23 protein-coding genes and 2 pseudogenes are annotated in these 22986 nt (G+C 65.2%); 12 read left to right on the forward strand and 13 right to left on the reverse strand.

Translation table 11 applies throughout. From position 1 onward, the window contains the following. Positions 1 to 22: 22 nt before the first annotated feature. Positions 23 to 745, reverse strand: coding sequence for a response regulator (locus N0D28_RS11715; RefSeq protein ID WP_260559696.1), 723 nt, complete (start codon positions 743 to 745; stop codon positions 23 to 25). A 568-nt stretch (positions 746 to 1313) separates the two neighbouring features. On the opposite strand from N0D28_RS11715, the gene N0D28_RS15695 reads away from it, so the two are divergent. Then, entirely contained in the window at positions 1314 to 1619 is a 306-nt protein-coding gene (locus N0D28_RS15695) for an IS66 family transposase (protein WP_376777621.1), read from the forward strand. On the opposite strand, the gene N0D28_RS11720 is transcribed toward N0D28_RS15695, so the two are convergent. Next, positions 1571 to 2430 (reverse strand): IS5 family transposase gene (locus tag N0D28_RS11720; RefSeq protein WP_260559697.1). Its coding sequence is split into 2 segments (ribosomal slippage): positions 1571 to 2073 and positions 2073 to 2430, totalling 861 coding nucleotides; the frame shifts between segments, so codons are not numbered across the junction. The genes N0D28_RS15695 and N0D28_RS11720 overlap by 49 nt on opposite strands. Before the next feature lie 434 nt (positions 2431 to 2864). Here N0D28_RS11720 and N0D28_RS11725 point away from each other — a divergent pair. The 4 genes and pseudogenes from N0D28_RS11725 (at position 2865) to N0D28_RS11735 (ending at position 7109) form a co-directional block, all read left to right on the forward strand. After that, positions 2865 to 3864 (forward strand): IS630 family transposase gene (locus tag N0D28_RS11725; RefSeq protein WP_260559698.1). Its coding sequence is split into 2 segments (ribosomal slippage): positions 2865 to 3332 and positions 3334 to 3864, totalling 999 coding nucleotides; the frame shifts between segments, so codons are not numbered across the junction. A 113-nt stretch (positions 3865 to 3977) separates the two neighbouring features. After that, positions 3978 to 4279, forward strand: a pseudogene (locus tag N0D28_RS15700) (IS66 family transposase); the annotation flags it as partial. Between the two features lie 120 nt (positions 4280 to 4399). Further along, positions 4400 to 6451, forward strand: coding sequence for an outer membrane protein assembly factor BamB family protein (locus tag N0D28_RS11730; RefSeq protein ID WP_260559699.1), 2052 nt, complete (start codon positions 4400 to 4402; stop codon positions 6449 to 6451). 1 nt (position 6452) lies between these two features. After that, the gene (locus tag N0D28_RS11735) at positions 6453 to 7109 is read left to right on the forward strand and encodes a hypothetical protein (RefSeq protein WP_260559700.1); all 657 of its coding nucleotides are present in this window, start codon (positions 6453 to 6455) and stop codon (positions 7107 to 7109) included. A gap of 68 nt (positions 7110 to 7177) precedes the next feature. On the opposite strand, the gene N0D28_RS11740 is transcribed toward N0D28_RS11735, so the two are convergent. Next, on the reverse strand, positions 7178 to 7492 hold the full coding sequence (locus tag N0D28_RS11740; protein ID WP_260559701.1) for a hypothetical protein: 315 nt from the start codon (positions 7490 to 7492) through the stop codon (positions 7178 to 7180). A gap of 70 nt (positions 7493 to 7562) precedes the next feature. Between N0D28_RS11740 and cobA the strand changes: the two genes are divergently transcribed. Further along, a complete protein-coding gene (cobA, locus tag N0D28_RS11745; protein WP_260559702.1) occupies positions 7563 to 9083 on the forward strand; it encodes a uroporphyrinogen-III C-methyltransferase in 1521 nt (506 codons plus the stop codon). Positions 9084 to 9290: 207 nt separating this feature from the next. Here cobA and N0D28_RS11750 read toward each other — a convergent pair whose 3' ends face one another. From N0D28_RS11750 to N0D28_RS11760, 3 genes are all read right to left on the reverse strand, one after another. After that, complete coding sequence (locus tag N0D28_RS11750) at positions 9291 to 9638, reverse strand: hypothetical protein (RefSeq protein ID WP_260559703.1); 348 nt, start codon at positions 9636 to 9638, stop codon at positions 9291 to 9293. A 54-nt stretch (positions 9639 to 9692) separates the two neighbouring features. Continuing rightward, the gene (locus tag N0D28_RS11755; RefSeq protein ID WP_260559704.1) at positions 9693 to 10922 is read right to left on the reverse strand and encodes a redoxin domain-containing protein; all 1230 of its coding nucleotides are present in this window, start codon (positions 10920 to 10922) and stop codon (positions 9693 to 9695) included. 357 nt (positions 10923 to 11279) lie between these two features. Beyond that, the gene (locus tag N0D28_RS11760; RefSeq protein ID WP_260559705.1) at positions 11280 to 11714 is read right to left on the reverse strand and encodes a hypothetical protein; all 435 of its coding nucleotides are present in this window, start codon (positions 11712 to 11714) and stop codon (positions 11280 to 11282) included. Between the two features lie 151 nt (positions 11715 to 11865). Here N0D28_RS11760 and N0D28_RS11765 point away from each other — a divergent pair. Both N0D28_RS11765 and N0D28_RS11770 read left to right on the forward strand, forming a co-directional pair. Continuing rightward, positions 11866 to 12423: pseudogene (locus N0D28_RS11765) on the forward strand (ABC transporter ATP-binding protein); the annotation flags it as partial. A gap of 8 nt (positions 12424 to 12431) precedes the next feature. Further along, entirely contained in the window at positions 12432 to 13730 is a 1299-nt protein-coding gene (locus N0D28_RS11770; protein ID WP_260559707.1) for a hypothetical protein, read from the forward strand. Positions 13731 to 13893: 163 nt separating this feature from the next. Here N0D28_RS11770 and scpA read toward each other — a convergent pair whose 3' ends face one another. Then, a complete protein-coding gene (gene scpA, locus N0D28_RS11775; RefSeq protein ID WP_260559708.1) occupies positions 13894 to 16119 on the reverse strand; it encodes a methylmalonyl-CoA mutase in 2226 nt (741 codons plus the stop codon). A 155-nt stretch (positions 16120 to 16274) separates the two neighbouring features. Between scpA and N0D28_RS11780 the strand changes: the two genes are divergently transcribed. Continuing rightward, entirely contained in the window at positions 16275 to 16907 is a 633-nt protein-coding gene (locus tag N0D28_RS11780; protein ID WP_260559709.1) for a YbhB/YbcL family Raf kinase inhibitor-like protein, read from the forward strand. Positions 16908 to 16968: 61 nt separating this feature from the next. Here the strand turns inward: N0D28_RS11780 and N0D28_RS11785 are convergent, their stop codons facing one another. Then, positions 16969 to 17589, reverse strand: coding sequence for an MliC family protein (locus tag N0D28_RS11785; protein WP_260559710.1), 621 nt, complete (start codon positions 17587 to 17589; stop codon positions 16969 to 16971). Positions 17590 to 17686: 97 nt separating this feature from the next. Between N0D28_RS11785 and N0D28_RS11790 the strand changes: the two genes are divergently transcribed. Further along, positions 17687 to 18097, forward strand: coding sequence for a Fur family transcriptional regulator (locus N0D28_RS11790; RefSeq protein WP_260559711.1), 411 nt, complete (start codon positions 17687 to 17689; stop codon positions 18095 to 18097). 76 nt (positions 18098 to 18173) lie between these two features. On the opposite strand, the gene N0D28_RS11795 is transcribed toward N0D28_RS11790, so the two are convergent. From N0D28_RS11795 to N0D28_RS11815, 5 genes are all read right to left on the reverse strand, one after another. Next, positions 18174 to 18914: a MerR family transcriptional regulator gene (locus N0D28_RS11795; protein WP_260559712.1), complete on the reverse strand. Its 741-nt coding sequence runs from the start codon at positions 18912 to 18914 to the stop codon at positions 18174 to 18176. Between the two features lie 75 nt (positions 18915 to 18989). Then, complete coding sequence (locus N0D28_RS11800; protein WP_260559713.1) at positions 18990 to 19439, reverse strand: DUF4174 domain-containing protein; 450 nt, start codon at positions 19437 to 19439, stop codon at positions 18990 to 18992. A gap of 57 nt (positions 19440 to 19496) precedes the next feature. Continuing rightward, positions 19497 to 19883: a barstar family protein gene (locus N0D28_RS11805; RefSeq protein ID WP_260559714.1), complete on the reverse strand. Its 387-nt coding sequence runs from the start codon at positions 19881 to 19883 to the stop codon at positions 19497 to 19499. Next, positions 19880 to 20362 (reverse strand): ribonuclease, encoded by a 483-nt coding sequence (locus tag N0D28_RS11810; RefSeq protein ID WP_260559715.1) that lies wholly within the window; start codon positions 20360 to 20362, stop codon positions 19880 to 19882. The genes N0D28_RS11805 and N0D28_RS11810 overlap by 4 nt, the downstream gene beginning before the upstream one ends. Positions 20363 to 20405: 43 nt before the next feature. After that, complete coding sequence (locus N0D28_RS11815; RefSeq protein ID WP_260559716.1) at positions 20406 to 21398, reverse strand: alpha/beta hydrolase family protein; 993 nt, start codon at positions 21396 to 21398, stop codon at positions 20406 to 20408. A 254-nt stretch (positions 21399 to 21652) separates the two neighbouring features. Here N0D28_RS11815 and N0D28_RS11820 point away from each other — a divergent pair, with 254 nt between their 5' ends. Both N0D28_RS11820 and N0D28_RS11825 read left to right on the forward strand, forming a co-directional pair. Next, positions 21653 to 21853: a hypothetical protein gene (locus N0D28_RS11820; RefSeq protein ID WP_260559717.1), complete on the forward strand. Its 201-nt coding sequence runs from the start codon at positions 21653 to 21655 to the stop codon at positions 21851 to 21853. A 150-nt stretch (positions 21854 to 22003) separates the two neighbouring features. Further along, complete coding sequence (locus N0D28_RS11825; RefSeq protein WP_260559718.1) at positions 22004 to 22876, forward strand: ferritin-like domain-containing protein; 873 nt, start codon at positions 22004 to 22006, stop codon at positions 22874 to 22876. Positions 22877 to 22986 lie beyond the last annotated feature (110 nt).

The following is a 22986-nucleotide window of genomic DNA, read 5'->3' on the forward strand; positions in this document are numbered from 1 at the left end:
CAGCCCTGCCCCAGCGGTTGGTCTACTCTGCACTGCCGAGATCGATCCAGCCGCGTTTGATGCCGTAGAGCACCGCCTCGGTGCGGCTGCCCACATCCAGCTTGGAAAAGATGTTGGCCAGATGCACCTGCACGGTGCGCGGCGAGATGTCGAGGTCGCGGGCGATTTCCTTGTTGGTGCGGCCCGTGGCGGCAATCCGCAGCACTTCCAGTTCGCGCGGCGAAAGCGACTCGTCCACCGGGCTGGGCGTGCTCTGGGCGCTGAAGCGCTTGAGAACCTTGCGGGCCACTGCCGGAGTCAGGGCGCTCTCCCCCGCCGCCACCGCCCGCACCGCGCCGAGCAGTTCCTCCTCACCGGCATTCTTGAGCAGGTAGCCTGCCGCCCCCGCTTCCAGCAGCGCGAAAATGTAGGCGTCGTCGTCGTAACTGGTCAACACGAGGATGCCCACGCCGGGCCGCTCGGCCTTAATCAGCTTGGTGGCCTCAATGCCGTTCATGCCGGGCATCGAGACGTCCATCAGAATGACGTCGGGCCTCAGTTCACGGGCACGCACAACCGCCAGCTCACCGCTGTCGGCCTCGCCCACGACATGTAGATCGCTCTGACCCTCCAGCAGCTCGCGGGTGCCCTTGCGGACCACCGGATGATCGTCTACCAGCAGCAGCGAAATGGCGTTGCCGCGCAGAGCGGCCTGCGCCTCAGTCGCGGTGGTCCCCTGGGCCTGAAGGTCGGTTGGAAAGTCCATGCCCGGCAGTCTAGAGCATGCACTCCAGCACGCACTCCGCGCCCAGGGAGGCGGAGTGCGGCAAGGGCGGGGCAGGACCACAATAATGAGGACGCGCCACTCAACTTTATGTCCGACAGCGCGTTCCAGATCACTACGGCGAGTTGGATAGAGTAAGGCATCAGCGGGGACGTCTGCCCCCACAGCAAACGTCCGGAAGCCCAGTCGTCTGAGGTACTGGCCGAACTTCAGGCGATCAAGGCCCGCCTCAATCGAGAGAGCGCAACCTCCGGTCAGCCGCCCAGCCGGGACACTCTGTAGAAGGCCCAGGGGTGGGCAAGACCCTCAAGATGGCTGACCGTCCCGATGAGATCATTTCATTGAGGCCCACTGGGCAGTGCGGGTGCGGCCATGCGTGGGAGACGGTGGAGGTCCAGGGACAGATACAGGTGGCCTGCCGGAACTCCGCTTGCAGGTAAGCGCGCACCGCGCAAACGTCAAAATCTGCCCAGGGTGTGGGCACCATTAGCACGCACCCTTTCCAGATGACGTCCCTGGCCAACTACAGTACGGACCACAGGTGCATGGAATGGCGGTCTACCTGAAGACGGCACACTTCGTGCCGCTGGAACGCACGACAAAGATTCTCGAAGCCGTGTGCGGAGCGCGTTCCAGTGAAGGCATCATCGTCCTGAACCCCAGTCTGGCCGCAGCGCAGCTGGAGGGAATTGAGCCGCAGTTGAAAGCCGCACGCCTTCAGCGACGCGTCCTGCACACCGACGAGACCAGCAGCATCTTGGCCAGAACGGACCCCAGTAGGGGCCTAAGGTCTGTCTGGCTGAGTTTTCAGAGCCAGAGGACAATGCACGCAACGTGTACAACGGCTAAAAACTGATGTCCACGTTTTTCGTAGCGGGTGGCGAGTGCTCTAAAATCCTTGAGCCGATTGATGTTGCATTCCACCACCTGGCGGCCCTTGTCGGCTTCAGCGTCGAATTTCGGGGGCCGACCTCCACGACTGCCCTTCTTCAACCGCGCTTTCTTGGCATCCTTGCGTTCAGGACAAACACAGACGATCTTGCGGCTCCGCAGTTGCTGACGGTACTTCCGTGCACCGTACGCACGATCTACACGCACCATCGGCGGACGCTTCCGAGGGCGGCCCGGACCGGGCCGCCGGATGCAGACCTCGTCAAGGAGGGGAAGCAGGTAGGTCGGGTCGCTGGCCTGACCCTCCGACACCAGCACGGCCAACGGGCGGCGTTTTCCCTCGGTCAGCACGTGGATCTTGCTGTTTCGTCCTCCACGGCTGATGCCGAGCCACTCATCGTTGAGTGCCCCCTTTTTTCCAGCTTAGCTGGCTGTTTTCGTGCGCCCACCGCAGCGCGGTGGGCTTTACAACTGGTGCTATCCAGGGACGCGCCGTCCCAATCAATCTTTCCCTGAGCATCTTCCTTGACCTGGAGGGCCACGAGGACGCGTTTCCAGGTGCCATCGCGTGACCAGCGGGTGAAGCGATCCCAACACGTTTCCCAGGGGCCATACCGTTCTGGGATGTCCCGCCACGGTGCTCCCGTCTTCAGCCGCCAGAGAATGCCATTGGTGACCGGCAGATGCGGCTTGTAGGCATGTCCGTGCCGGGGGTTACCTGGCCATTCAGGCTCCAGTTTTGCCCATTGTTCCGGCGTGAGATCTGTTCTGCCCATGACAGACGACTCTATCAAACTTAGCCAGACAGACCCTAGCCGCAAAGTCACTGGCAAGCTCCATTGGATGCATGTGGTGAGCTGAACGCAGCCCACGCTGTAGGGCCACCCCCCGAGCAAGGCTTCGCCGCGCTGAAGACCAGGAACGTACTGCCGCAGTTCAAGGGCGTCGTGGTACACGATACCTGGAGCCCGTTGTTCAAGATTTCCGCTCAGCATGCCCTATACGGGGCTCACCTGCTACGCGAACTGCGCGGCCTAACCGTGATGCTCGGCCAAGTGTGGGTATGAGAGCTTCGGGACGCACTGCGCTTGGTACATCACCCACCGCAGTGAGGCACGCTGACCACCGAGATCAAGATCGCCTTTGAACACCGGCTCGGTTCCCTACTATTGATACGGGCATAAATTCAGGTTGCTAAACTGGGCAGGATATGGCAGCCTGGCAACCTTCGAAATACACGCGTGCTCAGCTTGAGGAGCGGCGTCTCGCAGCGCTCCCCATAATCCAGGCAGGTGACACACCCAACCAGCAGATTGCCGATACCTTCGGTGTCTCGATCAATACCATTTACAGCTGGAAAGAACGGCTTCGCTACCAGGGCGGACTAGAAGCGACCCCTACTACCGGTCGTCCGTCCCGGCTAACCAGTGAACAACGCCAACAGCTCTGCACCCTCCTGCAGGAGGGTGCGCGTGCTCACCACTTCCCGGATGAGACCTGGACGACGCCCCGTGTCCGTGACCTCATTGGTCGTCAGCTCGGGGTGTGGTACCACGTTGACCACGTTCGCAAGCTGCTCCATCAACTGGGCTTCTCTCTCCAACGACCTCAGAAAGGCGCTTTGGAACAGAACGAGCAGGCCGTGAGAACCTGGGTGCAGATCACGCGCCCAGAGGTCGAAAAAAAAGGTCGAGGACGGCGCAACGTTGATTTATCTGGATGAAGTTGGCTTCAGCCTGAAGGGAGTCGTACGGCGAACCTGGGCCGTGCGTGGGAAGACACCCGTCGTGCGTCTCCCCGCTAGTTGGCACAAATTATCGACCATTGGTGCGATCACGTCCAAAGGTCAGTTTCTGCAGCACACTCAATCGGGATCCATCAAAACACCTGACGTGCTGAGGTTCCTCGACCATCTGTTGCATCACATTTCCGGTGACCTGGTTCTGGTGCTCGACAATGCTGCGATTCATCGGGCGAAGGCTGTTTCAGCCTTCGTGGAAACCCACCCGCGCCTGTCACTGGTCTATCTTCCGCCCTACTCGCCAGAACTCAATCCAATTGAGAAAGTCTGGGCCTACATCAAGCGCAATATCCTGAGAAACTTCTGCGCCAAGACCACCAAAGAACTCAAAACCCGGCTTCGATCAGGGTGGCAACGAATTCGCTACATCCGACTCCCGCAGCGCCTGATGGCTCAAACCCCGATTTAAGCCGTTATCAATAGACGCAGGATTGACCGCCAGTCCCCCAGCGACCTCAGTTCCTGGCCGACGAGTTGAACAAAGTGGCCAGGCTCCTGGTGGGGTCCATTCTGGCCAATACACAACTGCCGGGACGGAATCTAGCCTTGAGGTGCTGCGCTTCCTACACGGCGAAGGTGTCCCTCTTGATCACAACCAGGCCGAACGCGATGTGCGACCCTGGTACGCCAAGCACAAAGTCTCCAGGGGCTTCCGATCTGAAGAAGACGGCCAGCACTTCACCCACGCTCCGAGTGACATCTCGACGTTCCGTAAACAGGGATTGAACATCTGGCATGGTCTGGTGAGCGTGTTCCGTGCTGACGTCAGCATGCCCAGTTTCTGCTCCAGAGCAATGCCCTTCAATCTTTCTTTAACTAGATGAAATGTTACCAAGCTTTCATCTGAATAAAAATCCCTGGGAGCAGGGTCGGGAGGAAACTTGAGATCCTGTTCTGACGCCGCCAGGCGCATAAAAACAGGTCGTAACCTCCAGGGGGAACCTATGCACAGACGATTCTTACCTCTTCCTTTCGCCTCGCTCGTCGTGGGCAGCGCCAGCATCATCAGCTTGACGGTAGCCCTGGCCGTCCCGCCAGCAGCAGCAAACGCGGCCAGTCCGAAGGCCAGCAGTGCGCCCAGCTTCACCGCCGCGCAGGTCTCTGCCGGTCAGGGCGTGTATACCGCCAACTGCCAGGCGTGTCACGGCGTGAACTTGCAGGGCGGCGCTGGCCCCACACTGGTCGGCAGCGGCTTTCTGGCGAAGTGGGCCAACGGCAAGCATCCGGTGGGTGACCTCTACGACGTGATTTCCAAGCAGATGCCGCTGAGCGCCCCCGGCAGTTTGTCGCAAAAGCAGTACCTGGACGTGACCGCCTTCATTCTGTCCAAGGACGGATACCAAGCGGGCACGACGGCACTGAGCACCAAGAATCTGAAAGTGAAACTGACCGCGCCCTCGACAGGCAAATCGGCGGACGCGGCTCCACCCGCACCCGCCGTCACCGGCCTGCCCAAAGCCATGACTGCTGCGCCCGGACAGGCCAGCGGCAACGCGCCCAGTGACAGCGAACTCACAGCGGTGGCCGACGGCGAGTGGCCTGCCTACAACCGCACACTGGACGGCCAGCGCTATTCGCCGCTCAATCAGATCACCCCCACCAACGCCAAGAATCTGCAGGTCAAGTGCGTTTTTCAGGTGGGCGAAACCGGCGCATTCCAGACCGGGCCGGTGGTCTACAAAGGCGTCATGTACATCACCACCCCGCGCAATACCTACGCCCTCAAGGCCGACACCTGCACCAAGTTGTGGGAATCGGACTACACGCCCACGGGAGCCGAGCCGTTTCCGGTCAACCGAGGCGTGGCCCTTTATGACGGCAAGCTGTTTCGCGGCACCACCGACGGGCACCTGATCGCCCTGGACGCCGCCACCGGCAAAATGCTGTGGAACACCTGGATCGCCGACAGCACCAAGGGCTACTTCCTGAGCGCTGCGCCGACGGCCTACAACGGCAAGGTCTACATGGGCGCGGCGGGAGCCGACTGGGGAGCCAACGGCGTCATCGGGGCCTTCGACGCCAACACCGGCAAGCCGATCTGGAACTTCGGCGTGATTCCCACCGGCAACGAGCCGGGAGGCGACACCTGGAAAAAAGGCGCGGAACACGGCGGCGGCTCGATCTGGACCACCCTGACGCTCGATCCGGTCAGCCACCTGCTTTATGTCTCTATCGGCAACCCGGCCCCCGACCTCAACGGCGGCCTGCGCCCCGGCGACAACCTCTACACCGATTCGGTGGTGGTGCTCGACAGCAACAGCGGCAAGCTGGCCTGGTACGAGCAGCAGGTGGCCCACGATACCCACGACTGGGACACAGCGGCGGCCCCCATCATCTACACCCAGAACGGCCAGAAGCTGATGGCAGTGGCCAACAAGGGCGGCTGGCTCTACATCTATGACCGCGCCACCCACAAGCTGGTCAGCAAGCAGGAAGTCACCACCCACCTCAATGCCGACAAGCCCACCTCGCTGACCGGACGGCGCGACTGCCCCGGCTCGCTGGGCGGCGTCGAATGGAACGGCCCAGCGCTCGATCCGGCCAACAACACGCTGATCGTCAACAGCGTGGACTGGTGCGCCGACTACAAGATCGGTGAAACCCGCTACGCCGAGGGCAGCTTCTACTTCGGCGGCAGCGCCACCCAGGACCCAGCCAAAGACGCACGCGGCTGGACCCAGGCACTGAACGCCAGCACTGGCGAGCCGATCTGGAAAGTCAAGATGCCCACCCCGATGATCGCGGGAGTGACGCCCACGGCGGGCGGCGTCATCTTTACTGGCAACCTCAACGGCGACTTCCTGGCGCTGGACGCCAAAAACGGTCAGACGCTCTACAGCTTCCGCACTGGCGGCGCGGTGGCGGGCGGCGTTCCGACCTACACCGTCGGCGATCAGCAGTACGTGGCGGCGGCGTCCGGCAACGCCTCACGCAGCATCTGGAGCACCACGGGTGCGGCCACCATCTTCGTCTTCAGCGTGCCGAAGTCTCAGTAAGATGACGAAGCTGCATGCCTTCAATGTGCCGCGCCAGGTGATCCTGCTGTCACTGCTGACCCTCTGGCCCGCGCTGGCTTACACCGCCGCCCCCACCGCCGCCCAGATTCAGAACGCCTACGACGCCGGGCAGAAGCTCGCCCAGAACACAGATTCCGGCTATCCAGGTGGCGAATATCTGGTCTACGCGGTGCCCGATGCCCTCAAGCTCGAAGCCCAGAACGGCTCGGTGGACGCGGTCCTGGCTGGAACGCCGCTGGAGCGCACCCGCTACGAGAGTTTCCTCTCGGCCCTGGGCGAAGACCCGATCACGCCCCAGCAGGCCCGCGAACGCACCCAGGTTCCGGACCACACCATCGAGTTTCTGGTCTATGCCCACGGCTCCACGCCTGAAGACCAGAGCTTTCAGGCCAAGTTTTCGGCGGCGCGCCTCACGCTCGGCGGCCAGACCTTCAACTCCACCAGTACAGACAAGTCCGATACCTCTTCGTCGCTGTATCCGCGCACGGCAGGCGAAATCGGGGTGCGCTACACCGGCATCGTGATGTACCACTTCAAGGTTCCAGTCCGCCTGGACGGGGCCAGCGGCACGCTGCGCTTCACAGACGCCACCGGCAAGACGTTTCGGCTGGCGGTGAACCTGAGCCGTTACCGCTAGTGGGTTATGAATGAGCGCTGCGCCCCGACTCAAACCGGGGCGCAGCGCTCATTCATTTTCTTTCTCGGTTACTTACCAGCGAAGGGCCGGAACATGTCGTGCTGGCCGTACCAGGCGTGGTGGGCGTCGCGGTCAATGGCGAACAGTCGGGCCAGCACGCGGGCGTCCTCGTCAGTGATGTCGCGCACGGTGAATTCCTCCAGGTAATCGTCAACATTATTGAAGGTGCGGTCCTCACCGTTGACCCGCACGTGTAGATGCAGGTTTCCGGCATCGCCACTGTCGTCGAAGCGTCGGCTGAGTGAGTCGCGCCAGCGGCTGAAATCGTGCGCGCCCATCACCACGAAGCCCTGGCCCTGATAATCGATCAACTTGTAGTTCATAACCCGAGGGTAAACCCTCTTCTTAAGGGCTGGCCCACATGTCCCCGGCCCCACCCGTTACCCTGCGTTCATGAATTCTTCGCGTGCCTTCGTATCGCTGATCGGCGCTGGCCCCGGCGATCCGGGTCTGCTCACCCTGCGCGGCCAGGCGGCCCTGGCACAAGCCGACGTGGTGCTGTTCGACTACCTCGCCAACCCCGAACTGCTCCGGCACGCTCCGCAGGCCCGCACCATCTATGTGGGCAAGAAGGGCTTTTCCGAGTATATCAGCCAGCCGGACATCAACGCTTTGATTGTCGAGCAGGCACAGATGAACGGCGGGCAGCGGGTGGCGCGGCTCAAGGGCGGCGACGTGTTCGTGTTCGGGCGCGGCTCCGAGGAGGCCCAGGCGTGCGTGGACGCGGGCGTCCCATTTGAGATCGTGCCGGGCATCAGCAGCGCCATCGCCGCCCCAGCCTATGCGGGCATTCCAGTCACGCACCGGGGCGACGCCCGCAGTTTCGCAGTGCTGACCGGCAACACCAGGGAGGGCGACGCCCACTACGAGCGCCTCAGCGGCATCGATACGCTGGTACTCCTGATGGGCGTTCGCAACCTCAGCACGATTGCCGCCGAGCTGATCGCGGCGGGCCGCAGTCCCGACACACCCGCCGCCACCATCCAGTGGGGCACCACGCCGCAGCAGCGCGTCGCTTCCGGCACCCTGGGCACCATTGCCGCCGAGGTCGAGAAAGCGGGCCTGGAAGCTCCCGCCGTGACGGTGGTAGGCGAGGTGGCGCGCCTGCGAGACAGGCTGAAATGGTTCGAGAGTCCCGCCGAACTCGGCCACCCGCTGCTGGGCAAGCAGGTGGCCGTGACCCGCACCCGCGACAGCTCCAGCGCCCTGCCAGACCTGCTGCGGGCCAGAGGAGCCGAGGTGCTGGAAGTCCCGCTGATCCGCTTCGAGGCCACGGGAGAACCGGACGCTCTGCACACCAGGCTGCGTGACCTCCGTAATGTGGATTGGCTGCTGCTGAGCAGCAATCAGGCGGTGACGGCGCTGTTTGCCGAGCTGGACAGCCTGGGACTGGATGCCCGTGCGCTGGGCGGCGTCAAACTGGGAGCCGTCGGGCCGAGCACGGCCCGCAGCTTGCAGGAGCATGGCCTGAGAGCCGACTTCGTGCCCCAGACACCGGGAGCGCGGCATCTGGGGGCCGAGCTGCCTGCCCAGCCGGGCGAGGTGGTGCTGCACCTGACCAGTCAACTGGCCGAGGCCGAACTGCAAGACGCCCTAGACGCACGCGGCCTGAAGTACCAGCGCGCCGAACTGTACCGCACCGTGCCCGCCGCGCCGAGCGAGAACGAGCTGGAACGCCTCAAGGCCGCCGACGTGGTGACGCTGGCCTCCGGCAGCGCGGCGCGGCACCTGGCTGATCTGGCCGGGACGGACTTCAGCGTGGCGGCGATGGGGCCGCAGACCGCCGACGCTGCCCGCGCCGCAGGCTTCGAGCGGGTCTGGATGGCGACCTCGCCCAGCCTGGAATCACTGGTGGAAGCGGCAGCGGCTGCAGTCAGCGGCAGGCCTCAGCAAAGCGCTGACGATCAGTCGTAGCCTCGGAGGTTTCAGGTTTCGCGCTGAAAATATTGGCGGTGCTGAGCGTTGCAGATCGCAAAAACCCTCGTCACCTGCAAGAGCGGGACAACGGGCCTGACCTGTCAAACGTCGAACATCCCAGCGCCTCACCAATGAAGAAGGCGGACGCACCTTCAAGGTGAACCCGCCCTACCCTACCCGCTTGCTGAAAATCAGCGGCTGATGTTACGCAGCGCGGCGGCGCACCAGGCCCAGGGTCATGACGCCCTGGGCGTGAAGCGCGGCATTCAGGTCAGCCAGCGTGGCAGCGGCGTTCTGGGGGTGGGCCTGCAAGGTGGCGTCGCCCAGGCGGGCCTGGGGCCACAGGCGCAGCGTCCAGCCGTCGACTTGCGGCAGGGCGCGGCCCTCGGGCAGCACGACTTCCATCAGCACGTCTTCGGTCAGCGCTGAGGGGGCAGCAGTCACCGAAGGGGTGGAAGGCTGAACAGACTCGGTGGTGATGGAGCGGCGGCCAAAGCGGGGCAGGGTGAAGGTCATGCAGTTATGATGCACCCGCGCCGAGACGGCGTCCATCGGGTTAGTGTGCGGCTGACGCTTAGGCTATCGGGGGTTCCGATAGGGGCCGCTTCAGTTGTGCCCGGCCCAGTCGAGAAGCCGCTCCATCGGCAGCCAGTCGGCTCCGTAGGCGTTGTAGTGGGCCGTCTCGATGCGGCCGTCCTCGCCGATCAGAAACTCGGCGGGCATGCGGGTGAGTTCGCCGTCGTCTTTGAGGGCCGCCGCGCCCATCATCTTCAGGCCGCTGAGGGCGGTGGGCAGATTTCGCAGATCGAGAAACCCGCGCAGGCTGTGGTTGAGCCCGTAGCGGTCATAGGTCTCGTCGAGTGGGTCGGCCAGCACCGGGTAGGGCGGGCGCAACTTGCCGATGCCCAGTGACAGGTCAGCCACCGTGCTGCCCCACACCGAGACGATCTGCACGCCCTGCTGGCGCATCTTTTCGCTGAGGGCGATGATCTGGAGGTGGTGCGGGTTGCACAGCGCGCAGGTGCTCTGGCGGTTGAAGATCAGCCAGGTTTTCTTGCCGCGCAATTCGCTCAGGCGCACCTCGCCGCCGCCGAAGTCCGGCAGGCAGAAGTCCGGGGCCACCTCACCGACGTTCAGGCGGTGGGCCACCTCGCGCGTGCGCTTGCCCGTCTGGACCGGGCGCAGCGCTCCGGTGGCCAGCAGGCGGGTCACGGTACCGGTCAGCACGTCCCAGCGCAGCGAATGCCGCTGGGCCGTTTCACCGAGATTCAGGCCATGCAGGGCCGACTGGTAGACCGTCTGCGCCTCCTGGCTGCCCACCGCCTGGGCACTGGCCAGCGGCGAGGCCACGAATCGGTCTTCCAGAAACAGCGCCCGCTCGGCCTGACTGAGTTGCCCGGCGTGGCGCTCGGCGGCGCTGACACTCTGCATGGCATCGGCACTCGTCAGCGGCAACACCGGGTGGGCCGCCGCGCCACTGATTTTCACCAGGGCCGAGCGCCACACCAGCGGCAGCAGCGAACTGAGTACCCGCTCACGGGTCAGCCGCGCCAGATGGTCTTGTTCCAGGTGGCCCGTCTCCAGCAGTGAAGCCAGGACATCGTCGGCCTGGCGGCTCTGAAGCTGCGCCTTGACGATGGCCTCGGGATTGACGCCCAGGCGCAGGAGCGAGGTGCTCCAGCTCGGCAGCAGGGCGCTGCGAACGCCGGTGATCTGCCCGTCTCCGAAACGCAGCCGGGTATTGAAGCCCGGCTCCGAGAACAACAGTTCCAGAACCGAGGGCGCGGGCTGTTCGGCGGTCTGCACGACGGCCTGCATCGAGGGAAGCATCAACATGCGGGCACGTTATCCGCCGAGTACGCACAGGCATCTGGCAAAGCGGCGGCGGTGGCCAGTCCCCCGGAGCAGCGGTGGGCGCACATCTGACCGGGTGGGACAGATGAACCGTCACTTCCCTCCAGCACGTTCGTTTCAGGTGGAATGGTTTGACCTTGAACGAAGGCTAAGACAGGGTCACTGCTGGAAACCAGGCGAACTGAATGGCTTTTTGTAAAAAACATCACAATAATGTGGGATGGCTTCCCACCAATTCAGCGTGCGATTTTTCACACTCTAGCCTGGAAGCGTTCGTCCGCCCTGAGAGCTAAAGAACTGGTGAGGGCGTGCCTGGCCATCCGCAGACAGAAGTCCACTTCAGCCGCCTGAGCACCTGGTTCCCGGCGGCACCGACTTCAGATACTTTTTGAGCGGGGTATTGAAACCGCTGCGACGATATCCAGTTTCCCTGATCAGCCGCCCACGCACGTCATAGGCGGCCCGCGCGTCCAGCATCTGCCCCGCGAAGCCGCTCCAGACCACGCTGATGCCGGTCAGTCGCCCGGCGCGGTCATAGCTCTGGCGCACCCGCAAGCTGTTGTCGGGAATGTTCTGGCCGTACTGGAGAAAGCGCACCGTGCCGACAGCATCGGTGGTGAGGTGCAGGTCGCCAATGGTGCACGATTTGAAGGCGGCAGAGTAAAAGGCAGTAGGGCGGGCGGCACTGATCGGCGTCCTGGTCACGTCAGCGGCAGCAGGCGGCAGGAGGGATGCCAGGGCAAAGACCTGAACGAAGACCTTGAGGGGAAGCATGGAGTGAAGTACGGGCCAGGCAGCGGCGAAGTTGCGGCGCGGCGCGTTGTCCCGGTTTCCTTTCGGGCGACTCTGCCATACTTGCCGGGTGCTGATTGCCCGTAACCTTTCCGTAACCCTGGGAGCCGCCCGCGTGCTGCACGACGTTGATCTCGACGTCAAGCCGGGCCAGCTCCTGCACCTGACCGGCGGCAACGGCGCGGGCAAGACCACCCTGCTGCGGGTCCTGTGCGGTTTGATCGCCAGTTCCGGCAGCGTGAAGGTGCTGGGCCACCCGCCGCGTACCGTGGCGGGCCGCGCCAGTCTGGCCTTCGTGCCCGACGAGGCCGAACTCTACGACGACCTCACCATCGCCGAGCACGCCCAGTTCGCCTCGCTGGCCTACGCCGCGCCGCTCGAAGATCTCCACACCGCCCTGAATGCCTTCGGACTGGGGCACCGGCTCGATCAGTTTCCAGCGGAACTGTCGCGTGGCACCCGCCAGAAAGTCGGGCTGGCAGTGGCGCTGGGCCTCAAGAGGCCGCTGACACTGCTCGACGAACCGTTCGGCACGCTTGACACCGACTCGCGTCAGGTGCTGCGCGACGGCCTGAGTGCCCTGGCTGCCGAGGGCCGCAGCGCCGTGCTGACCACCCACGGCGGTGAACTGGCACAGATGAAGGGCGTGCGTCAGGTCGCTGTGGGCGCGCTGCAAGGAACCAGCCGCTGAACGGCACGTTGCAGTATCTCTACCTGATCTCACTGGGGCGCGGCTGGCTCAACTGGTGGGGCTGGATGCGCCGCTCCGGGACCGTGGTGCTGGCCCTTTACGGCGGCACCTTCGCGGTACTGGTACTGATCAGCATTCGCCAGTCGCTGCCGCCGCCGCATGTGCCGGTGTGGGGGCTGGCGGGCCTCTCGGTGGCCGCGCTGCTGAGCGGCAGCCTGGGCCGCTGGCCGCCGTTCTGGCTGGACCGCCGCGAGGTCGCGCTGCTGCTGACCCCACTGCCCACCCGGCAAACGCTGGTGTGGCCGACGCTGCGGGCGGTGGCTCCCGGCGTCGGTATGGCGCTGCTGCTGGGCGTCTTGCTCCTGATCTTCTCGCAGGGCTGGCAGACTCTGCTGCTGTTTCCGGCGCTGATCCTGGCCCGTTTCGCGCTCGGCTGGCTGACCTACGTGGCCCGGCAGACACCCCGCTCACCGGCTCCGGTGTGGGCGCTGTCACTACTGCCTGCGCTGGGTTATTTCGGCTGGGGAGCGCTCGGCCTGAGTGTGCTGGCAGTGCTGATCTTCAGCGTGGCGCTGGGCTGGCCGCAGCTTAAGCATCCGCCCGCCCGGCTGGCCCAGCACGCACAGACGCTGTGGCTGTGGCGACTGCGCCGCAAGTACAAGCTGCCGAAAACACCGCTGCGGATGGAACAGGCCCGGCCCCCCCGGCGCGCCCTCCGCGCGTTTCCGGCGGCCTGGGGCGCGGCGGGAGCGATGCTGTGGCGCACCACATTGCAACTTCGCACCTCGCCCGAAGTGGTGCTGCTGGGGGCGGCGGCCCTCGCGGGAGTCCTGATCGGCTTCGCGCTACCGCTGCATTTGCCCGCGCTGGTGCTGGCCGGAGCGCTGACCCTGGGGGCCGAGCCGCTGACCCGCTCGCTGGGCAGCCCCGCTGGCATCACCTGGCCGGTGTCGAGGGGAGCAGCGTGGCTGGGCCAGGTGCTGCCGGGAGGCGTCCTCGGCGGCGGGCTGGCGGCCCTGGTAGTGCTGATCGGGATGGTGGTGCTGCACGTGCCCATATTGACCGGCAGCGTGCTGGTGCTGGCCGCACTGGTGCTGCCCCTCTCGGCGCTCAGCCTCACCGCCCTGCTGACGCGCTGGACCGGCAGCACCTCACTGGAAGTCCGTATCGGCAGCGCCGCCGGGGTCGCCATTCTGACGGCGGGCCTGTGGGCCGTGCTACCACCCGCCCTGCTAGGGGTGCTGCCGCTGTCGTTGACGGCCCTGACGCTACTGACCTGGGGACTGAGCAGCGTGGAACTGGGCTGAGGGTAAGTCCTGGTCCACCTGACCGACGTGGATCAATGAAAAGGAGCCGCCCGGATGGTTTTCCAGGCGGCTCCTTTTCATTGATCTCTGGCTTCCGGCTTTTGCACTTGCTCCCTCCTGCCCGGCTGCTCTCCAGTGACAAGGGCATGGCGGGATTTTTCCTTTACTCCTCATCTCCGGCAGAAGAGGCCGGGAGGGGGTGGGTCAGCGCAGTGGCTTGCCGCCCAGACAGCAGCCCCAGCACTTCCCGCGCCGACTGCAAGATCGGCGTGCCGGGGCCGAAGATGCCCGCCACCCCAGCAGCCCGCAGCGACGCATAATCCTGCTGGGGAATTACGCCGCCCGCGATCACCAGAATGTCGCCCGCGCCCTCGGCCCGCAACGCCGCGATCAGGCCCGGAATCAGGGTCTGGTGGCCTGCCGCCTGACTCGACACGCCGACCACGTGCACGTCGTTCTCGATGGCCTGGCGGGCGGCCTCGTCCGGCGTCTGAAACAGCGGCCCCACGTCCACGTCGAAGCCCAGGTCGGCAAAGCCGGTGGCGATCACCTTCGCGCCCCGGTCATGGCCGTCCTGCCCCAGCTTGACGACCAGCATCCGGGGGCGGCGGCCCTCAGCCTCGGCAAAGGCCTCGATCTCGCCTTGCAAAGCGGCGAAGCCCTCGTCGTGCTCGAAGCCCTGGGCGTAGACGCCGCTGAGGGTGCGCACCTCGGCGCTGTGGCGGCCCCAGACCCCTTCCAGCACCACCGACAGCTCGCCCACCGTCGCCCGCGCCCGCATCGCCTCCACACTGAGCGCCAGCAGATTGCCCTCGCCTGTGCGGGCGCACTCGGTGAGTGCGTTCAAAGTGCGTTCTACCGCTGCCAGATCGCGCCCCGCCTTCACCTGTTCCAGACGGCGCAACTGGGCTTCGCGCACACTGTCGTTGTCGATTTGCAGCACGTCCACCGCCGTCGGCTGGCTGGGCTGGTACTTGTTGACGCCCACGATCACGTCCTCGCCCCGGTCAATGCGCCCCTGCTTGCGGGCCGCCGATTCCTCGATCCTGAGTTTGGGCAGGCCCGAGGCCACCGCCTTGGTCATGCCGCCCAGTTCCTCGACCTCGGCGATCAGCTTGCGGACCTCGCTCGCCAGATCGGCCGTCAAGCGCTCCATCAGGTAGCTGCCGCCCCAGGGATCGACCACCTTCGGAATGCCGCTTTCCTCCTGAATAATCAGCTGGGTGTTGCGGGCGATGCGCGCCGAGAAGTCGGTGGGCAGCCCGATGGCCTCGTCAAACGAGTTGGTGTGCAGGCTCTGGGTGCCGCCGAATACCGCCGCCAGCGCCTCGACAGCGGTGCGGACGACGTTGTTGTAGGGGTCCTGCTCGGTCAGCGACCAGCCGGAAGTCTGACAGTGGGTTCGCAGGGCGCTGCTGAGCGGGTTTTGCGGCTCGAAGGGAGCCAGCAGCTCGGCCCACAGCAGCCGGGCGGCCCGCAGCTTGGCGATCTCGGTATAAAAGTCCATGCCGATGGCGAAGAAGAACGACAGCCGGGGCGCGAACTCGTCGATGCCCAGGCCCTTGCCGAGCGCCGCCCGCACATACTCCAGCCCGTCGGCCAGGGTGTAGGCCAGCTCCAGCGCGGCGTTGGCTCCAGCTTCCTGAAGGTGGTAGCCCGAGATGGAAATGGAGTTGAAGCGCGGCATCTGCCGGGCCGTGAACTCGATGATGTCGGCCACGATCCGCATACTCGGCGCGGGCGGGTAGATGTAGGTGTTGCGCACCATGAATTCTTTGAGAATGTCGTTCTGGATGGTGCCGGACAGTTCGGCCAGCGCCGCGCCCTGCTCCTCTCCAGCCACGATGAAGGCCGCCAGAATCGGCAACACCGCGCCGTTCATGGTCATCGAGACCGACATCTCGGAGAGCGGAATGCCGTCGAAGAGAATCTTCATGTCCTCGACGGAGTCAATCGCCACGCCCGCCTTGCCCACGTCGCCGGTCACGCGCGGGTGGTCGGAGTCGTAGCCCCGGTGGGTCGCCAGATCGAAGGCCACACTGAGGCCCTTTTGCCCGGCGGCCAGATTGCGGCGGTAAAAAGCGTTGCTCTCCTCGGCCGTCGAGAAGCCCGCGTACTGCCGGATGGTCCAGGGCCGGGCGGCGTACATGGTGGCGCGCGGACCACGCGTGTAGGGCGGCAGGCCCGGCAGACCGGAATCGAGGTCGGCGGTGTCGGCGGCGGTGTAGAGGGCCTTGAGGGTCAGCCCCTCGGGGGTCAGGTGGCTGAGCGTCCCGGGATCAGCGCCGCGCAGGTCTTTGCGGGCGAGCGCTTCCCAGTCGCTCAGTTTCCAGTCACTGAAGTTCCAGTCGTTGGGACGGGCAGCGGCAGGCTTGGGCGCGTCGGTCATGGATTCTCCTTCTTTGGAGGCATGATAGCGGCCCGGCCCCAGCCTCTACGGCGAGCGTTGAACACTCGAAACTGGACCTCTAAACATTGCGTGAAGAGAATGGCTCCACATCGAAGCTTCCCAGGGTCCAGAGTGGGTGTGAACGGAGGTCCACTATGAACAGATTGATGCAGGGAACGCTGCTGCTCGGCGGCTTGGCGCTGGCGAGTTGCGCGCCCACCCAGACCAGCAGCGGCATGGGCACGGGCATGATGCGCGAAGCCCAGGGTCGCTTGAGCGTGGCCCAGCCCGCTCCCGACGTCGGCGCGGGCACGCTGACGCTCAGCAGCGCCCAGTTTCGCAACGGCGGCACCGTGCCACAAGAGCAGGTCGGCAGCGGCGGGTGCAGCGGCATGAACGTCTCCCCAGCGCTGAGCTGGAGCGGCGCGCCCGCCGGAACGCTCAGCTACGTGCTGACCACCTACGACCCCGACGCGCCCACCGGCAGCGGCTTCTGGCACTGGGTGGTCTACAACATCCCCGCCAGCGCGACCAGCTTCGATAAGGGCGCGGGGTCGGGCACCTTCAATCTGCCCGCCGGAACCCTGCAGGGCAACAACGACGGCGGCACACCCGGCTACACCGGCCCCTGCCCGCCTCCCGGCCCGCCCCACCACTACATCTTCACCCTCTACGCCCTCAACAAGACGCTCGATCTGCCCGCTGGCGCATCGGCCGCCTACGTCGGCTTCAACCTCAACGGCGCGACGCTCGCCAAGACGAGTATTTCCGCGACTTACGGGCGCTGAACCCCGATAAGCTAAGCCCCGGCAAGCTGAACACAGGCAACCCGCTCCGGCCCAGGCCCGTCTATTCCAGGCGGCACCCCTGGGCCACTGTGTTGCCGTGAAAGATCAGTGTTCCCATCTGGCCCCCGGTCAGCCAGGTCCACTCGCTGTTCTGGTACTGGACCCCGCTGGCCGAACGGATTCGGGGCAACAGTCCAGCGATGTCGGGGCGCTGCCCAGCCTGGAACGAGGTCACGGCCACCGCTTCCGGAAACGGCACGACGGCCAGGCTGACGGCGTTCGAGCAGCGGTAATTCTGAATGCCCCCAGGAACCAGCGCCGCATCTCGTGAAGTGGTACTGCGGCAGATCAGCGGCACGGACTGGCCCAGTGTCAGCCTGTAGCTCTGATTTGCGCCCGCCTTCCAGAGAACCTGCCCATTTGAATACACTTCCCCACGCCGGGTGAGCCGCAGTGTGTCGCCCACCTGCTCAGTAAACCCCACCTGCTCAATAAACACAGTCGAGCCGTCCTGGCAGACGAACACGCCGTCCGGGTCGCCCGCAGAGAAGTTCATGACGATGACTGGCACGGTGCGCGGCCCCGGCACTGGCGGCAGCGCACCGGCTCCGCCCGCCCGGACTACCCCGAGACCCAGCCCGAACACAAGTGCCCAGAACACCGACCTCCAGAACCGCTGCATGGCGAGAAGTCTAGCCTGGGTTCCAGACCAATCTTCCAACCCGCCGCCTCCGCCCTGGCTCGCAATCCGGCCCGGCCCATTTGCTACCCTGAAGCCTATGAGCGCCGCCGCCTCCCCTGCGCCCCGCCCCAAGGGCACCCGTCAGCGCGGGGTGATCAGCCGCCTGCTGATCGCTGCCGAGGGGCCACTGAGCGTGCCGGAACTGCACAGCCGGGCGCTGACGGAGTTGCCCAGCCTGGGGGTCGCCACCGTCTACCGCACCCTCAAGCTCTTGCAGGAGCAGGGCGCGGCCCACATCGTCACGCTCGACGGCGAGAACCTGTACGAGGCCAGTGGGCGCGGCCACCACCACCATTTTGCCTGCCGCAGTTGCGGGCGGGTGTTTACCCTGAGCACCTGCCCGGTGGCGCTACCGCCCGGCACCGTCTACCCTGGCGGCTTCGTCGTGGAGGCCCACGAGGTCACGCTCTACGGCCAGTGCCCGGCCTGTGCGGCGGCTCAGGGCTGAGCTCGGAGCTTTCAAGAGGCCAGGCAAAAGGTCTGGGGAACCGGGGAAGCATGTCTTCCCCGGTTCCCCAGACCTTTTACGACTTCATCGCCTGCGAGATGTAGTCCCACATCGCCTGCATCTCCGGCGGCATCCGGCGTTGATAGGCGGTGTTCAGGTTGGCCTTGATGTCCTGGCGGCCTCCGGTAAATTCCGCCACCAGGCCCTGCCAGCGCTCAGCCAGCGCCTTCACCCTGGAATCACCAGGGTCGGTGCCGCGCTCCATTTCTACCAGAACCGCCGCCATCAGTTCGGGCCAGGCATTTTGAACTTCCTCGATGCGCCCCTGTCCGACGGTCTCGGCCCGCTCCTTGAGATAGGTCGTCTGCTCGGCGTCGAAGGGGTCTTCGCTGCTGTCGCCCACGCTGCGGGCCACGTCCATCATCCTGTCCACCTTCTGCTTGATCTCTTCGGTCATTCTGATCACCTCTAAAAGTTCCGCGCCGCTGGCGTGCTGCACACTTTTAAGTTGCCGCAGCCGGGCCAGCAGGCGGGTGTGTTCACTCAGTTGCTGCTCCACGAACCGGATGTGGCGCTCGATAATCTGCTCCGGCGACTGCGCCGGGTCGTCGAGCACCACCCGGATGTCGTTCAGGCTCAGGCCCAGTGCCTTGAGGCTCTGAATCTGGAGCAACCGGGCCAGATCGGTCTGAGAATACAGGCGGTAATCGCTCTCGGTGCGCTGGCCCGGCGAGAGCAGACCCACGGCGTCGTAGTGGCGCAGCGTCCGGATGGTCAGCCCGGTGGCCCTGGCGAGTTCACCGATCTTGAGTTTCATACGGCCTTGTCCTCCCGAACCACACGCTAAACCGTGACGCTGCGTCAGGGTCAAGCCCAGATGGCCCCACCGCGTTTATCTGCCGCGCTCACGCCGCTCCTGCTGGCGCATCGGCATGGCGTCCACCGTGCCCAACACCGCGCTGAGGGCGGGTGGCGCAGGGTAGCGGGCCTTGACGCCCTTGTCCTTGCCGATCAATGCGGCGGGGCCGTACTGGGCCGCCACCTTGCCGCCGGGGTCGGCCAGCAGGGTCAGCATCAGGGTAACGGGGCCGTTCAGCCCCGCGTCGCTGGGCGGCAGCAGCGCCACCACCCGCAGGTCGCGGACCTGAAGCGCCGCGTCCTGAAGCCGCACTTCGGCCAGATACGCCGCTGAGGGGCGCGAGACGATCAGCAGGCGCTCGCGGCCCAGGTGACTTTGCAGCGCCCACTCTCTGCCCGCCGCGTCCCTGAGCACGAAGGCGGGGGACGACGCCGCTGCGCCGGACAGCGCCGCCGCCAGCAGCACGGTTTTGAGGTGGGTCATCTGCCCAGACTGCCGCATGGCTGCGCCCGCGCCCGTCAGCGCCGCTACCGTTCGTTGTCAGGCCTCGCTCTCCGGCAACTCCGAGAGCAGCCACAGCGCCTTGCCTGCGCCCGCCAGGGCTTTCTGGGCGTCAAGCAGCACTTTCCGGAGGTCCTCGGCCAGGCGGGCGTGGCGGCGCTCGAAATCAGGATAGTCGCACAGCACCAGCGCCAGGCGCGGCGGGGCGATGGCGGGGTCGCTCAGCACGTCGTAGAGGGCGTCCCAGTTGCGCCCGAAGCTGGCGCTGAGGGCCAGATCGTTGGCAAAAGCCAGCATCAAATCATCTTTATCCTGCACGCCGCTGAGCGTCACCTCGCGCAGCCGCACCTGCGCGCCCGCCGCCACCAGACGCGGCTCGGCGGGCGCAGGCTGGATGCCCTGCGGGAGATCATCAAAAATGCTCACGGGGAAATCCTTTTGAAGCTGGCGTAGTGGTCGGCAGTGTAGTAACACTCGGCGGTGCTGCGAAGCGGCGGGCCGCAGACGATCCGCCGAGCGCCCCGGTCCGACGCGCCGGGCGTGGGCACAGTGTACTCGCGGTAAGTGCCACCCGGCCTGGGCGGCAGCAGGCGCTCGCGGTTGCCGAACACCACCCCGTCGCGGCTGGCAGGAAAGGGGCCACCGCGCACGATCAGGCTGAGGGTACGCTGGCCCTCCGGCGGCAGATCGGCGCGGGGCAACATCGGCAGGCCACCTGTGCGGGTGCTGGGCTGGGCCGCCCGTGAGGACTGTTTCGTTTGCGTCGTCTGGGTGATTGACGGTGTCTGAGTTATTGACGGTGTCTGAGTTGTTTGCGTCGTCTGGGCTGCTCCACCCGACTTGCCGGAAGGCGAACAGGCCACCAGGGCACAGAGCAGGGCCGAGCACAGCCAGCGGAGGGTCATGCCGCTCAGAATAGCGTTTCGACCTCCGAAGACGCTCCGGACCTCACAGGTTCTTCTTGAAAAACGCCACGCTGCGGTCCAGCACCGTGCGGAGGTTGCCGCTGAGGTTGTGGTTGTCGCCGGGATAGACGTAACTCTGGACCGTTTTGCCCACCGCCTTGAGTTGCCCCACCAGGGTGGCGTGGAAGGCAGGCGGCACTTCCTCATCTACCGAGCCGATGTGCAGTTGCAGCGGGCTGCTGAGGTCTTTGAGAGAGCTGTTGGCGCTCAGTGAATTCCAGAATTTGGGGTTCTCGGCGGGCGTGCCGTACCTGGCCACCGCGTCGCGGCGCAAGTTCAGCACCCGGCGGGGAATGCTGGCGGGTGCTTTGCGGGGCCAGCGGTTCATCAGGTCGTCGTAGTTGGCGACCACCCCGCCCCAGATCACCCCGGCCTTGATGCTGGGGTCAATGACCATCGCCCGCAGGGTCAGGAAGCCGCCCATGCTGTGCCCCCACATCCCGATGCGCCCGGCATTGACCCGGTTGTCGCGCTTGAGGCTGCCCAGCGCATTCATCACGTCGTCGGTGTAACCCGGCGCGTAGTATCCGCCCAGCGCCACCCCCTGCGAACTGCCGTGCCCCCGGTAATCGCTCTTGAGGGTCACGAAGCCCGCGCGCGCGAAGGCGTCCTGGTAGGCCACGTAGCGCTCGGTGGTGCGGTACACGTTCGGCAGAATGTAGCCGTGATTGAACACGACGGCGGGCCAGCCTCCCTTCGGCGGCATGCCGCTGGGCACCGTCAGCAGCCCGTGGATGCTCAGGCCGTCTGACTGATACGAGACGACCTGGCGGGAAGAGTTGCCGCCCGCCCTGAGCGTTTGCAGCACCTTCAAATCGCTGCCCGGATATGCCCTCTTACGGGCGACGGCAATGCTCATGTCGGCGGCGTCCACCCTGGCCACAGCAGCGGCGAAGGCGGCGTCCGACTGCGGCCTGGCCTGGGAGAGGGCCGCCTGAAGGGTCAGCAGGACGAGCAGCGGCAGGGCCGGTTTCATCCGCCCAGGGTAGAGGGACGCGCCAGCCCGGAAAGCGGCGGGGCAAATGTTCCCACCGGGCAGCAGGTCTGGGCGTTGACCCGTCTTCTCCCCAACTCTTCTCTCAATGAGACTGCTTGCAACAACGCTGCCCCCGGCCACGACCCTGAGACAGGCTTGAGGCGTTCTTGACCCAGGGCGAACCTGGTCACGCCGACGCCTAGACTTAATGAACCCCCTCAACATTCGAAGAAACTCTCAAGGAGGCCAGCGACATGGACGACAAGACCAGCAGTGACCGCAGCAAACCGACTCCGGACCAGCACCACCCGCACGGCGGCGACAAGGACACCAACGATCTTCACGACATCAAAGGGGTACAGCAAACCGGCATGGAGGAAAAGGCCAAGCAGGTTGCCGACCTGCCCGACAGTGTGAAAGGCAGCGCCAAGAACATCTGGCCCCAGAAACGCTGAGCGGGTCTCACAGCGGCAACCCGTCTTCCTAAAGCTCTGGTGAACATCCAAGTCCGTTCATGTCCGCATACAACCTCTCAGAGAAGCCACCCCGACACGCGTTCGTTCTGGAACGTGAGCGGCGGTGGGCACTTTTACAGGAGGAAGGACATGAGCGAAATGAATCGTCGGGAAGCGCTGGGCACTTTGGGTAAACTCGGATTGGGCGCAGCGGCCCTGGGTCTGGGCGGCAGCGCTCTGGCCATACCTGCCAAGGACATCGACGGCGACGTGCTGAACTTCGCACTGAACCTGGAATATCTCGAAGCCTCCTTCTACGCGGCGGCTGTGGGCCGACTCAGCGAAGTGCGCGCCATCGGCGGCTCGGCCCCGATTGCTCTGCCTGCCAACCTTCCGGCGGGCGGCATGCAGTTCAAGGACAGCAACATCCAGGCGTATGTCAACTCGATTGCCGACGACGAGATCGCGCACGTCAAGTTCCTGCACGCCGCACTGGGCAAGGGCGCAGTCGCGCGTCCCCTGCTCGACCTCTCCTCGGCCTTCGACGCGGCGGGCCAGGCCGCTTCGGGCGGAGCCATCAAGGGCTTTAACCCCTACACCAACGAGCTGTTCTTCCTGCACGGCGCGTTTATCTTCGAGGACGTGGGGGTCACCGCCTACAACGGCGCGGCCACCCTGCTGACCAACCCGGCCTACTTGCAGGCAGCGGCGGGCATCCTGGCGGCGGAAGCCTACCATGCGGGCAGCGTCCGCACCTTCCTGTACCAGCAAAAAGACGTCGTGGCCGCTGCGGGCCTGACCGTCGAGCAGATCGTCAACGCCATCAGCGCCCTGCGTGCCAAGGTCGGCGGCGGCAAGGACAAGGGCCTGACCGAGAACGGCAAGGCCGTGCTGCTGCCCGACGACGCCAACGGCGGCGCGTTTGCCCGCACCACCCGCGAAGTCCTCAACATCGTCTACCTGGCTCCTGACGCCCACAAAGGCGGCTTCTTCCCGCAGGGCCTCAACGGCGCGATCAAGTAAGGCTCCAGGGTCGCTGGGTCAGCTTCTGGCCCGGCACCCACATACATTCGCGTTTGGTTGAAAGAGCGTCCGGTCAGTTTTGCCGGACGCTTTTTCGTGGTCTGTCAAGA

Source organism: Deinococcus rubellus (assembly GCF_025244745.1).
In the GTDB taxonomy this organism is placed as follows: domain Bacteria; phylum Deinococcota; class Deinococci; order Deinococcales; family Deinococcaceae; genus Deinococcus; species Deinococcus rubellus.

Coding starts and splice junctions, on each gene's coding strand:
- N0D28_RS11820 (WP_260559717.1), top strand. CDS start 21,653: ATGGACGACAAGACCAGCAGTGACCGCAGCAAACCGACTCCGGACCAG.
- scpA (WP_260559708.1), bottom strand. CDS start 16,119: ATGACCGACGCGCCCAAGCCTGCCGCTGCCCGTCCCAACGACTGGAAC.
- N0D28_RS11790 (WP_260559711.1), top strand. CDS start 17,687: ATGAGCGCCGCCGCCTCCCCTGCGCCCCGCCCCAAGGGCACCCGTCAG.
- N0D28_RS11760 (WP_260559705.1), bottom strand. CDS start 11,714: ATGCTTCCCCTCAAGGTCTTCGTTCAGGTCTTTGCCCTGGCATCCCTC.
- N0D28_RS11750 (WP_260559703.1), bottom strand. CDS start 9,638: ATGGACGCCGTCTCGGCGCGGGTGCATCATAACTGCATGACCTTCACC.
- N0D28_RS11810 (WP_260559715.1), bottom strand. CDS start 20,362: ATGACCCTCCGCTGGCTGTGCTCGGCCCTGCTCTGTGCCCTGGTGGCC.
- N0D28_RS11715 (WP_260559696.1), bottom strand. CDS start 745: ATGGACTTTCCAACCGACCTTCAGGCCCAGGGGACCACCGCGACTGAG.
- N0D28_RS11815 (WP_260559716.1), bottom strand. CDS start 21,398: ATGAAACCGGCCCTGCCGCTGCTCGTCCTGCTGACCCTTCAGGCGGCC.
- N0D28_RS11785 (WP_260559710.1), bottom strand. CDS start 17,589: ATGCAGCGGTTCTGGAGGTCGGTGTTCTGGGCACTTGTGTTCGGGCTG.
- cobA (WP_260559702.1), top strand. CDS start 7,563: ATGAATTCTTCGCGTGCCTTCGTATCGCTGATCGGCGCTGGCCCCGGC.
- N0D28_RS11825 (WP_260559718.1), top strand. CDS start 22,004: ATGAGCGAAATGAATCGTCGGGAAGCGCTGGGCACTTTGGGTAAACTC.
- N0D28_RS15695 (WP_376777621.1), top strand. CDS start 1,314: ATGGCGGTCTACCTGAAGACGGCACACTTCGTGCCGCTGGAACGCACG.
- N0D28_RS11795 (WP_260559712.1), bottom strand. CDS start 18,914: ATGAAACTCAAGATCGGTGAACTCGCCAGGGCCACCGGGCTGACCATC.
- N0D28_RS11735 (WP_260559700.1), top strand. CDS start 6,453: ATGACGAAGCTGCATGCCTTCAATGTGCCGCGCCAGGTGATCCTGCTG.
- N0D28_RS11800 (WP_260559713.1), bottom strand. CDS start 19,439: ATGACCCACCTCAAAACCGTGCTGCTGGCGGCGGCGCTGTCCGGCGCA.
- N0D28_RS11755 (WP_260559704.1), bottom strand. CDS start 10,922: ATGTTGATGCTTCCCTCGATGCAGGCCGTCGTGCAGACCGCCGAACAG.
- N0D28_RS11730 (WP_260559699.1), top strand. CDS start 4,400: ATGCACAGACGATTCTTACCTCTTCCTTTCGCCTCGCTCGTCGTGGGC.
- N0D28_RS11740 (WP_260559701.1), bottom strand. CDS start 7,492: ATGAACTACAAGTTGATCGATTATCAGGGCCAGGGCTTCGTGGTGATG.
- N0D28_RS11780 (WP_260559709.1), top strand. CDS start 16,275: ATGAACAGATTGATGCAGGGAACGCTGCTGCTCGGCGGCTTGGCGCTG.